This is a genomic window from Psychrobacter sp. (genome assembly GCF_030454045.1).
Lineage (GTDB): Bacteria > Pseudomonadota > Gammaproteobacteria > Pseudomonadales > Moraxellaceae > Psychrobacter.
On sequence record NZ_JAKDJE010000089.1, the window covers coordinates 1 to 10899 of the forward strand.

The following is a 10899-nucleotide window of genomic DNA, read 5'->3' on the forward strand; positions in this document are numbered from 1 at the left end:
TAATAAACAATTTAGCCTACCTTACCAATATCCTCTTTTATACAGTATATCTCTGCTAAGCGATTTGGGCAATTGTCTATCAAAGCTAACGTGTATTTTGATGGTGTAAGGCCGATTTGGGTGTGTAAATGGCAGTCGGGATGTTAAATAGTCTGGCTTACTACGTCTACACATCCCCTATATTTTATGTACTTACAAAAGGCGGCAAACAATAAAAAATACCTTAGATCGCTCAATTATTCGTTTTGCGGCTTGAACCTTACATCTATACCCAACTTACCCAATAATTTTGATGATATAAGTATCAAGCTCTGTAGCCGACATAACTGGCTATCCGAACTTTATGTCAGCTCACCTGATACGCCAATCAACTCTCTAATATCTATAGATATTTGCCTTCTTGCTTGTCTCTTTACTATCTGAAAAATAGGCTGACTGCTTGCATTCTCTTCTCTAGTCGTATTCATCGGCTGATGGCTATCTAATTAATAGGCCTTACACCCACACCATTATTGTCAAAACAATATTTGTGTTTTGAGGCTTGTTATTATAAAGATATTCTGTTGGTTTCTTATAACGATAAAATTTTTATCGTTATAAGTAGTTTTTAAGGTAGATATTATATAAATAAATATAGTACAGGGAATGTATATGATGAGTTTATTGCCGATCCTATTGCCTTAGGATTATTGATGTGTTTGGCCTATCGGGGTCATAGTGTCATTTTGTTAGCGCCTTTACTGGCGATGCTGGCTGTGCTATTGAGTGGTGAGGCGAGCATGATGCTGGGCGTGTATATGCGAGTATTTATGAAAGGATTGGGTGGGTATATCAGCAGCTTTTTCCCGCTGTTTTTACTGGATGCGATATTTGGTAAGTTGATGGATGACTCAGGATCGGCGCTGAGCATATCAGAGTCACTGGTCAACAAGCTCGGTCATAAGCAAGCGGTGCTGTCCATTGTGATGGCCTGTGCTATTTTGACGTATGGTGGGGTATCATTATTCGTGGTTGGTTTTGCGGTGTATCCGATTGCAGCTGCGTATTTTGTGAGCTAAACATTCCAAAAAGATTGATTTCTGGGGCAATCGCATTGGGTGCTTTGACCTTACCATGACGGCATTGCCCGGCACCCCTGCCATTCAAAACGCCATTCCCATGCCATTTTTTAAAACCGACTCTTTTGCAGCCCCGGGCCTTGGGGTTATTGCTGGTTTGATCATGTTGATCGGCGGCATGGTCTGGTTGAACTATCGTACCCGATCGGCATTCAATGCTGGAGAAGGGTATGGTCATCACAATGACAAATTAGCGGACGTCGAACATAGTGCAAAGCCGTCATTGATGGTGGCATTATTGCCAATTATCTTGGTCATCTTGATTAACTTTATCTGTACCAAATGGCTGCTGCCTAGTATGGATAACAGCTATCTGGCAACCGAAGAGTTTGGCGCGGTTCCGCTCACCAAAGTACTCGGTATTTAGGCGATTGTTGTCGCTTTGGTAGTGTCTTGCGGCTCTATTATTTTACTGAACTGGAAACGTTGGAAAAACTTAAAAGAGTCGTTAAGCGAAGGCGCGCTTGGCTCCTTACTGCCTATCTTCAATACCGCATCAGAAGTTGGTTATGGCTCGGTTATCGCCACTTTGACGGGCTTTGTGATTGTAGAAGAGTTCTTATTAAACCTATCTCCAGGCAATCCGCTTATTTCAGAAGCGGTGTTTGTCAACGTCATAGCAGGTATCACCGGCTCTGCATCGGGCGGCTTGAGTATCGCGCTTAATACCATGGGAGATTATTATCTCCAGCTGGCCTCTCAGTTTGGTATCAATCCTGAGCTGATGCACCGCGTCGCATCGATTGCCTCAGGCGGTTTGGATGCGCTTCCTCATAATGGTGCTGTGATTACGTTGCTTGTTATCTGTCAGCTGACTCATAGAGAATCTTATAAGGATATTTTTGTGGTCGCGGTTGCCGTGCCGATGTTAGCGTTGATAGCGGTTATCGTTTTAGGGACATTAATGGGCTCGTTCTAGACCGTTGTTCTCATTATTTAGCCCATAAAGAGACATGAACAAATAGAATCAGATCGTTATCTTTTACTAAAATCTAGCAAATAAAAACCCCGTATGAGCTGGTGCTTGTAAGGGGTTTTTATTTGGTAACTCAGTGGGTAAATGTGATCTACACTGCAGATTTTTTAGACCATTAAATAGATAGAAAATGCAAACGAAAGAGACATCACTCAAGATTATTCGTGTTTAACCACAATCCATCGTATAATGCTGCACTAGCACAGTACTCACTCATATGTCCTTAATAAGAAGATTCTATATGTCATCAAATAAGCGTCCCTTATACATTCCCGTTGCTGGCCCCGCTCTTTTAGAAACCCCTTTGCTGAATAAAGGCAGTGCTTTTTCATCAGAAGAACGTAGTAGCTTTAACCTCACTGGGCTGCTGCCTCATAACATCGAAACGATTGAAGAACAGTCCTTGCGTGCGTATCATCAGTTAAGCTCGTTCAACGACGATATGGATAAGCATATTTATTTGCGTAATATCCAAGACACCAACGAGACTTTGTTTTATCACTTGATTGAGCAGCATATCGAAGAAATCATGCCGCTCATTTACACCCCAACCGTTGGTCAAGCATGTGAAAAATTCTCGCAAATTTATCGCCGTAAACGCGGGTTATTTATCTCATACCCTGAGCGTCATAAAATCGACGACATGCTACAAAATGCCACCAAGCAAAACGTCAAAGTGATCGTGGTTACTGACGGTGAGCGCATCTTGGGCCTAGGGGATCAAGGCATTGGCGGTATGGGTATCCCAATCGGTAAACTGTCTCTATATACAGCTTGTGGTGGCATTAGCCCAGCGTACTGCTTACCCATCTTGCTAGATGTCGGAACCAACAATCAAAAGCTACTTGACGATCCAATGTACATGGGCTGGCGCAACCCACGCATCTCTGGCGAAGAGTATGACGAATTTGTCGACTTGTTTATCCAAGCCGTAAAACGCCGCTGGCCAGAAGTATTATTGCAGTTTGAAGATTTTGCACAGGGCAACGCCACTCCGCTATTGAACAAATACCGTGATCAAATTTGCTGCTTTAATGATGATATTCAGGGAACGGCGGCGGTCTCGGTCGGTACTTTGATTGCAGCGTGCCTAACTAAAGGTCAAAAATTGAGCGAACAAAGAATTGCATTTTTAGGCGCGGGATCAGCAGGATGCGGTATTGCTGAGCATATCATTCGCCAAATGCAGCGTGAAGGATTGAGTGAAGCGCAGGCCCGTAGCCAAGTCTTTATGGTGGATCGCTATGGTCTACTGACTGATAGCATGACAGAGCTACAAAAATTCCAAGCACCCTTGGTACAAAAAGAATCTGCCATTGCTCACTGGGATAGGAGTAACAAGCTGGGTCTTGCTCAGGTCGTCAGACAAGCAAAAATCACCGTATTATTTGGTGTTAGTGGACAAAAAGGTCTGTTCACCCAAGAAGTGATTGAAACGCTATGCGCCAATACTGAAAACCCAATTGTATTGCCGCTATCAAACCCCACCTCGCGCGTGGAGGCGACACCGCAGGAAGTAATGAGTTGGAGCCGTGGCAAAGCCATTATTGCAACAGGCAGTCCTTTTCCGCGCACCACGTTTAATGGTCAGTCTTTCGAGGTTTCTCAGTGTAATAACAGCTACATATTCCCTGGTATTGGTCTTGGTGTGCTGGCAGCTCGGGCGACAGGTATCAGCGATAATATGCTTACAGCAGCAAGCCAAGCGCTTGCAGATATCTCCATGGAATACGAAAAAGCGCCAGGTGCTATACTACCGCCAATCAAGGTGATCCGAGAGATCAGTGAAAAAATCGCTCATGAAGTGGCCGTGCAAGCGGTTGAAGATGGGCTGGCACTTCCTGTAACAGCGGAAGGTTTACAGCGCCGCTTAACTGCGAATTTTTGGTTCCCTGAATATCGCAACTATCGCCGTACGTCTTTCTAGGATCATCACTGCGATATAAATCGAGCCTAATGCCGCAATCAACAGCAGCATTAGGCTTTTTTGGTTGAGCTGTTCTTGCTAGCGCTAATTTGAGGTGTTTTTAGATAACATTGAATTTAGAGCTTTTCATCAAGCCTTGATAACAGCACCATTTAGGTAAAGTGACAAATTAGATAAAGGCTGCCGATACTACCTATATTGTAGTGTTGGTCCTCTTTTTATTTGTTTTCAATATCTAAAACGAGGTGTCTTGATACCGATAGACAAGCCAGTCTATAGACAACAAAAAACCCTTATAAGCTGATGCTTAAAAGGGTTTGAATATGGTGGGCCCAGTAGGACTTGAACCTACGACCAAAGGATTATGAGTCCTCTGCTCTAACCAACTGAGCTATGGGCCCTAAACGTTAGACGCACAATGATACCTGATTTTTTGAATTTTTCAAGTAAAAGATGGCAAGTAACCAATAAATTTTTAATCGGTTTAAAAGCTGATTAAAAGCCACTACCAGCCAAAGTCAGGCTACGCCCCCCATCGATTGTGATAATTTCACCTGTGACATAGTGTGCTTGCACCAAGTACATTACACTGTGAGCAATTTCTTCAGGTTTTCCGATTCTTTGCATAGGTATTGAGGCAATAATATCTTGCTGCTTTACGTCATCAAGGGCTTGATCACTGTCAGACTCAGGTAAAACATTGACCCCAGGAGCAACGCCATTGACGCGTATATCGGGTGCCAGCTCTAATGCCAGTGACTGTACCATCATACGATGAGCAGCCTTTGCCATATTATAGACCGCATAGTTGCTAAAGGGCGTATCCTGCGCATGAATATCTAATAAGCTCACAATACAGCCTTGCTGACGTTTGAGATAGGGCAGTAGTGCTTGACTCAAAAATAGGGGTGCCTTGGCATTGGTTAAGAAAAGCTCATTCCATTGCTCATGATTGATGTAGCCAATTGGGCTTGGGTAGAATCGTGACGCATTGTGTACCAATACATCTAACCGCCCAAATGTGCCTATGATGTTTTTGACAAAAACGTCTAACGTGGTATTGTTATTGACCACTGCCAAATCAGCCACGATAACCGCAGCGCTAGCAGAACGAGTTTCATTGAGTTGATTAGCCAAATATTCGGCTTCGTCTTGGCTATGATGGCAATGAATAATGATACGGTAGCCTTGTTTGTGCGCTGCTCTGACAATCGCTGCGCCGATGCGCCTAGCGCTACCAGTCACGAGCATCACAGGTGTATTACTATCCATACTGTCTGATGGGAAAGAGTTAGATTCTTGGTTCATAATAATATGTTTTACTCTATGTCACGCGCTTGTAAGTGCTCGATTCTGCTTTGACGTAGGGCGGCGCCAATCGCAGGGCCTTTGAGGTTTGGTGCAATGTCTGTCATACCGATCGCATGAAAGCTATTCAGGGCTATCATCATTTGACGGTGCTGGGTTGCCAGCTCTAAGAAGTGACTACATACCAGTAGTTGTGAGAGCTTATTTGGCTCTTTATGAGCGCCGCAACCTTGTATTAAATCAATCTTTTCAGCCGCACTTAGCGTATTTATGGTGCTTAGCTTTTCAGCCTGTTGCACAAATAGGGTGGCAAACTGAGTATGCGATTTTGGGACTTTGGCTTTATTACCGATAGCATTGATATTTTTTATAGCCGTTGACAGGTGAGAGTTAGACTCCGCGTTTTCACTATGAAATAGTGAGGCGGTGAGGCTTGTCATCAACAGCGCCCAGCGCTGCGATAAGTTCAGACGCATTTGCCCTGCAAAATACAAAGCTGTTTGTACAGTCTCTCGTATACAAGTGTTTTCCCACGCATCATGCAGTGGGGCAAAATACTCTGTCAATGCACCAATTTCAAACAGCTGCTGCCAGTATACTTGCGGCGATAGCTGCATGGTGGCGCGGCTTGATTCTTGCCAGATACGTTCGGCACTCAAATGAGCAAGCTCACCTAAGCTGACCAGTTGACGCATGAGCGCCAAGGTGTCCTCCGAGATGCTAAAGCCCAAGTCATAATAACGTCCAAAAAATCGAGCGGTTCGCAGTACTCGTAGCGGGTCTTCACTAAAAGCGCCAGACACATGGCGCAGTATGTGACTCTCTAAATCTTGTAATCCTCCGTAATAATCAATGACATCGCCACTGACAGGGGTATCATCGGTGAGACTCACAACCTCGATAGCCATTGCATTGATGGTCAGATCACGGCGCTGCAAATCCTCTTTTAAACTAACATTAGGACTGGCATGTACGCTAAAGCCCTTATACCCTGAGCCTTGCTTGCGCTCCGTGCGCGCAAGTGCATACTCTTCATGAGTGGTGGGGTGCAAAAACACAGGAAAGTCCGCACCTACTTGTTGAAACCCTGCATCAAGCATCTCTGCGACGGTGGCACCAACCACAACGAAGTCTTTATCTTTGACAGGTTGTTGTAATAGTTGATCTCGAACCGCACCACCCACAAGATAAATTTGCATAAAAGCCTCTTCTTATTGAACCGATATCAGCGGCCCAATCGCAATAAATCAAAAAACCGCCCATGCGTGATGTGCATTGACCGGTTTTAGTATAGCAAAAAGGCCCTGCCAATGGATGACAGAGCCCTTTTGAATCACATAATCATACGAAGTAGGACGTCTGATTATTTTTCGCTTTCTAAATCTTGTGCTTCAGTCACAGTCAATGCCGTCATATTGACGATACCGCGAGCAGTCGCTGATGGCGTCAAGATATGAACTGGCTTATTCGTACCTAACAAGATAGGTCCAATAGACGCACTGCTGGTTGCCGTTTTAAGTAAATTAAAGGCAATATTTGAGGCGTCAAGCGTTGGCAAGATCAGCAAGTTCGCAGCGCCTTTTAGTGGGCTTGATGGCATATCGTTTAGGCGGATATGTTCATTCAGTGCGGCATCTCCTTGCATCTCGCCTTCAAAATCAAAGTCGACATTCATGTCAGTTAGTAGCTCATAAACTTTGCGCATTTTGACCGCGCTGGCACGATTTGAAGCGCCAAAGTTTGAATGAGAGACTAAGGCAACACGTGGCGTGATACCAAAGCGGCGGATTTGATCGGCAGCCAGAACGGTCATTTCAGCCAACTGCTCAGCGGTTGGATCTTCATGCACGTACGTATCAGCGATAAAGATGTTGCGATCTTGCATCAGTACGGCATTCATCGAATAAAAATCATTGATGCCTTCTTTTTTGCCAATGACGCTTTCGACATACTTTAGGTGCATCTGGTAGTCACTAAAGGTACCACAAACCATACCGTCAGCATCACCGTTGTCAACCAATAAAGAACCAATCAACGTGGTTTTACGGCGAACATCACGACGAGCAAGCTCGATACTCACGCCGCGGCGCTTGTTTTTCTCGTAGTAGCCCTGCCAGTAGTCTTTGTAGCGAGGATCATCATCTTGGTTGACGATCGTGATGTTTTCGCCATCTTTTAGACGTAAGCCCAACTTATTGATGTGATCGTTGATGACTGCTGGACGACCAACCAAGATTGGCTGAGCCAAGCCTTCATCGACGACCACTTGTACGGCCAATAAGATATTATTGTCTTCGCCTTCACAGTATACGATACGCTTTGGCGCAGACTTAGCGCGTGCAAAGATAGGCTTCATAACAAACGCAGAGTTGTAGACAAACTCAGACAGACGCTGACGATATGCCTTCATGTCTTCGATTGGCAGTGTCGCTACGCCTGAGTCCATTGCCGCTTTGGCAACCGCAGAGGCAATCTCGATGATTAGGTTTGGCTCTAGAGGGCCAGGGATTAGGTAATCACGACCGAAGCTTTTCATCGTCTCGATGTTTCTGACGTTGGTCGTAGGGGTTGCTTCGACGTGTGCCATTGCAGCGATGGCTTTTACGCAAGCGACTTTCATCTCTTCGTTGACGGTTGTCGCACCCACATCCAAGGCACCCCGGAAGATGTATGGGAAGCATAGTGCGTTGTTTACTTGGTTTGGATAATCTGAGCGACCAGTTGCCATGATCACGTCTGGACGTACCGCATGTGCCAATTCTGGCATGATTTCAGGTGTTGGGTTGGCAAGTGCAAAGACAATAGGATCTTTTGCCATACGGCGAACCATATCTTCTGATAGTGTACCGGGCATTGATAGGCCTAGGAACATATCCACATCGTCCATCACTTCTTCGATAGAGGTAGCGGTTGTCTCACGAGCATAACGTTGTTTGGTTTCATCAAGGTTTTCACGGCTGGTGCTAATGATACCGCGTGAATCTGAAACAATAATGTTGTTTTTATTAACACCAAGCGCGCAAATGATGTCTAGACAAGAGATGGCGGCTGCACCTGCACCTGAACAGACAACTTTAATTTCTTCGATTTTTTTGCCAGTGATCAATAGCGCATTAAGCATCGCTGCGGCAACAATGATTGAGGTACCATGTTGATCATCATGGAAAACAGGAATGTTCATACGCTCACGTAATACGCGCTCAATTTTGAAACATTCTGGTGCTTTGATATCTTCTAAGTTGATACCACCAAAGGTAGGCTCAAGAGAAGCAACAGCTTCGATGAACTTATCTGGATCATCTTGATCAATTTCAATATCAAAAACGTCGATACCTGCAAACTTTTTGAACAGAACGCCTTTACCTTCCATCACAGGTTTTGATGCCAATGGGCCAATATTACCCAGACCTAGTACGGCAGTACCGTTAGTGATGACACCTACCAAATTATTACGTGCGGTATATTTAGAGGCAAGTTTTGGGTCTTTTTGAATCTCAAGGCAGGGTACAGCCACACCTGGCGAGTAGGCAAGTGCTAGATCACGTTGGTTAGCTAACTGCTTAGTTGGAGTAACTGAGATTTTACCTGGGCGTGGGAATTCATGATAATGTAAGGCAGCTTGTTCAAACTGCTCTTTTTCTGTACTGAGGCTATCCGTATTCGAAGTGGTATCGTCATTCATAATAATTGCCATGGTTGGAATAAATTGGAATAAATTAAATGGTGATAAAAAACAACGTTTAACCCTCAAAACAATCATTGAATGGTAATATTTATCAAAGGGTGTAGGGACGTTAGATGATTAACGACCATAAGAATCATGATCGATGATCAGACCAAAAAAGCGAACTAGCAAAAACAGTCAGTCTACCATTACTGGCAATTCACCGCCCAGCTAACCCGATTAAAACGCACGAATAATATAATAAAATGATATTCGTTATTTATCTGTTTGATAATGCCAAAAAACACCGACCAATATCAACCTTAATTTAACAATATTTCAAAATATTACAGTATTCGCGTAGCTCAAGAAGAGCAGCTAATAGGCATCTGCGGCATATCGGATGCAGGCGCGCTTGTATCAAGAGCGGTTGCGATGTCTTGGACGTCATAAGGCGTCGCCAATAGACGAAAAACACGATCGACTTCTTCAAACTGACCTTGCTCAGCGGCAGTAATGGCACGCTGCGCCATACTATTACGCAAAACGTACACAGGGTTATTGGTCTGCATATCGTTGATTGCTTGCACAGTTGATGATTGCTCAACCTGTGCCAGATAACGCATCGACCACTCTTGCCAGACTTGCTGTGCCTCAACACTCAATTCAGCCGTCATGGCAATCAGTAATTTCTGCTCATATGGGTGATCATTTGGGGCGACTAAACCGAGTAGAGCGCGAAAACTATTGGTATAGTCGAGCACATTATCTTCTAAGAGGGTCAACCATTCAAACGCCAAGCTCAAACTCTCACTCTGGTGAGACAGTCCAAGTTTGCGGCATAGCCCTTGCTGATAGTGCTGCATAAAGGTGGCTTCATAAGGGGCTAAGCAATCAGCGAGCACCTCACGAGTCACGCCTTGGATGCGCATAAAGTGCGGCAGCCAGACATTTAAATTCCAATGACCGATAGCGGGCTGATTTTGGTAAGTATAACGGCCAGTGTGATCAGAATGATTGTTGATCCATGCAGGGTTGAATCGCTCCATAAAACCAAAAGGGCCAAAGTCCAGCGTGCTACCCGTGATAGAGAGATTGTCTGTATTCATCACACCATGTGCAAAACCAATCAATTGCCAGTCCGCAATCATCCGAGCTGTACGCTCAACGACTGCTGTCAAAAATGCCGCTACAGGTGCGTCGCTATCACGGCACTCTGGATAATAAGTATCAATCATATAGTCGGTAAATGTATCGAGCAGGTCAGGTGCAAAGCTTGCAATCCATTCAACATGACCAAGGCGGATATGGCTGTCAGCGACACGCATCAATGCCGCACCTGTTTCGATACGCTCACGGCGCACTCTCGTATCAGAGACAACAAACCCCAAGGCATTAGAAGAGGAGATACCAAGCTGCGTCAATGCATGACCACAGAGATACTCTCGAATGGTACTGCGCAGCACCGCACGTCCGTCACCCATGCGTGAGTAGGGCGTCAGGCCAGCTCCTTTGAGGTGCAAGTCTTGTGGTTGATCATCATTATCAAGTACTTGTGCCATGAGTAATCCGCGCCCATCGCCCAGCTGTCCTGCCCATTGTCCGAACTGATGACCTGCATATGCCATTGCCAATGGTTTAAAGTCAGATGGCACATATTGGCCACTTACGATCTCAACCCAGTTGGTCATCAACTCTTTATCTTCTATCCAGCCAAGCTGCTGTGCCACTTGGTCGTTGAAGTGTCCAGCACGTGGATTGTCCAGTGGCGTAGGCGGCTGCTCATGATAAAGGCGCGTGTCGAGAGTGATGTAAGTATTTTGATAACGCATACAGACCGTTTCCAATAGAATCTTAGATTAACACATGAAGTGCAATACCAAATGCAAGGTGAAAAAAAGACCTA

General features: G+C 44.9%; 5 protein-coding genes, 1 tRNA gene and 1 pseudogene. 2 read left to right on the forward strand and 5 right to left on the reverse strand.

Features of this window, described 5'->3' with window-relative positions; all coding sequences use genetic code 11:
• Positions 1–692: 692 nt before the first annotated feature.
• Positions 693–2037: pseudogene (locus tag L0G63_RS12365) on the forward strand (GntP family permease).
• 298 nt (positions 2038–2335) lie between these two features.
• Positions 2336–4021: an NAD-dependent malic enzyme gene (locus tag L0G63_RS12370; protein ID WP_301450929.1), complete on the forward strand. Its 1686-nt coding sequence runs from the start codon at positions 2336–2338 to the stop codon at positions 4019–4021.
• A gap of 324 nt (positions 4022–4345) precedes the next feature.
• Here L0G63_RS12370 and L0G63_RS12375 read toward each other — a convergent pair.
• The 5 genes from L0G63_RS12375 to L0G63_RS12395 form a co-directional block, all read right to left on the reverse strand.
• Positions 4346–4422 (reverse strand) — tRNA-Ile (locus L0G63_RS12375).
• A 94-nt stretch (positions 4423–4516) separates the two neighbouring features.
• Positions 4517–5329 (reverse strand): pteridine reductase, encoded by an 813-nt coding sequence (locus tag L0G63_RS12380; protein WP_301450930.1) that lies wholly within the window; start codon positions 5327–5329, stop codon positions 4517–4519.
• A gap of 11 nt (positions 5330–5340) precedes the next feature.
• The gene (locus tag L0G63_RS12385; RefSeq protein ID WP_301450931.1) at positions 5341–6528 is read right to left on the reverse strand and encodes a tRNA nucleotidyltransferase; all 1188 of its coding nucleotides are present in this window, start codon (positions 6526–6528) and stop codon (positions 5341–5343) included.
• 164 nt (positions 6529–6692) lie between these two features.
• Positions 6693–9011, reverse strand: coding sequence for an NADP-dependent malic enzyme (locus L0G63_RS12390; protein WP_301450932.1), 2319 nt, complete (start codon positions 9009–9011; stop codon positions 6693–6695).
• 347 nt (positions 9012–9358) lie between these two features.
• The gene (locus tag L0G63_RS12395) at positions 9359–10825 is read right to left on the reverse strand and encodes a YdiU family protein (protein ID WP_301450933.1); all 1467 of its coding nucleotides are present in this window, start codon (positions 10823–10825) and stop codon (positions 9359–9361) included.
• Between the last annotated feature and the right edge of the window lie 74 nt (positions 10826–10899).